The 1,543-nt window shown below is 57.3% G+C and carries 2 protein-coding genes; one reads left to right on the plus strand and one right to left on the minus strand.

From position 1 onward, the window contains the following. Positions 1 to 43: 43 nt before the first annotated feature. Entirely contained in the window at positions 44 to 358 is a 315-nt protein-coding gene (locus tag A1351_RS22105) for a hypothetical protein (protein ID WP_064033951.1), read from the minus strand. Between the two features lie 161 nt (positions 359 to 519). Here A1351_RS22105 and A1351_RS22110 point away from each other — a divergent pair, with 161 nt between their 5' ends. Next, complete coding sequence (locus tag A1351_RS22110; RefSeq protein ID WP_064033952.1) at positions 520 to 1,488, plus strand: IS5 family transposase; 969 nt, start codon at positions 520 to 522, stop codon at positions 1,486 to 1,488. The last annotated feature ends 55 nt before the right edge of the window (positions 1,489 to 1,543 follow it).

Genomic DNA, 1,543 nt, shown 5'->3' on the forward strand with positions numbered 1-1,543 from the left:
GCGCGGCTTTGGTGCATGGATACGCTTACGCCGTCTCCTGAGGTTATCGTTTAGGAAGCAAGATGATGCTCGGCGTCTTCGCCGTGGCAGTTTGATCTGCTTTCCGCAAGAAGCCCGGCGCGACATTCCAGTGCCGTCCATCAGCTCCAATGACGGTCACAGATTTGCGATTGTAGCGGGTCAGCGTCCCTTCGACCGTACGCCCTTGCCCATCTTCAAATGTCACACGATCCCCGATCGAAAATTTAAGCATGGCCTGATGCGCGTGTAGCTGATGAAGAACGCGCAGTCGCTCGATGATCCTATGATTTAGATCCACCAACTCGGCCTCGCTCAACGCATCTATGTCGATCGGCATTTGTTCCTCACGGCATGAGACCCTGGGCAATATCTGTTAAGCTGCTCACCTGAGGCCATCTGATTGTCCACGAGCTGCCTCTGGGCCGAAGATACGCATTCGGCGCGAGTTTAATGTGTTTGACGGCAAAAGTCGCGGTCGTTGGCGCGCGGAGAATCAGCATGCCTTTCAAATTTCATCGCAATGGCCGACATCATATTCCCCGGCAGAAATTCCGCGTGACGAATTGGCGGGACTACGAAGCCGCATTGCGTAGCCGCGGAAGTCTGACCATCTGGTTCACCGCGGAAGCCATTGCAGATTGGCGCGCGCAGCCGCGTGCGACGCCGGGCGGACAGCGTCACTATTCGGATCTCGCGATCGAGACGGCGCTGACCTTGCGCGCTGTATTCGGCCTGGCTCTGCGTCAGACCGAAGGCTTGATCGGTTCGATCATGCAATTGCTGGAGATTGACCTGCCCGTTCCCGATCACACAACGCTCAGCCGCAGAGCTGGCGGATTGAAGGTCTTGCAGAAGCCTCGCGTCTCGTCGGACCCGCTCCATCTGATCATCGACAGCACAGGCCTGAAATTGCGCGGCGCCGGAGAATGGCTGTTTGAAAAGCATGGAACGACAAAGCGGCGCGCCTGGCGCAAACTTCACATCGGCATCGATGCCGACACGGGCGAGATTGTCGCCTCCGACCTCACCGATAAGGATGTCGACGATGCTTCGCATATCGGGCCGATGCTCGATCAACTATCGCTGGCTCCGACTTCATTTATCGGGGACGGAGCCTACGATAGAAGCGCCGTGAGGGAGCTTCTCGCAAGACGAAATCCCGACATGTCCGTTCTCGTTCCACCATGCAAAGGCGCCGTGGCCGGATCGGACGCGATGTCCTTGCCGAGCCAACGCGATCGACACATTTTGGAAATTGACGAACGAGGTCGAATGCATTGGCAAAAGGCCTGTGGCTATAACAGACGCTCGAAAGTCGAGGCGTCTATTGGGCGTTATAAACGCGTCATCGGCGACGCTCTGAAATCACGCGCCGATGATCGCCGCAAAACGGAGGTGGCGATTGCGGTCAAAGCGCTCAATCGTATGCGTGAGCTCGGTCAGGCACAGTTCGTTCGCCTCGCATAATCACCGCGCCAAAGGGCGAATTCCGTCCCAACGCGCCTCCATGCAACAACGCCAC

The sequence above is a fragment of the Methylosinus sp. R-45379 genome, assembly GCF_001644125.1.
Lineage (GTDB): Bacteria > Pseudomonadota > Alphaproteobacteria > Rhizobiales > Beijerinckiaceae > Methylosinus.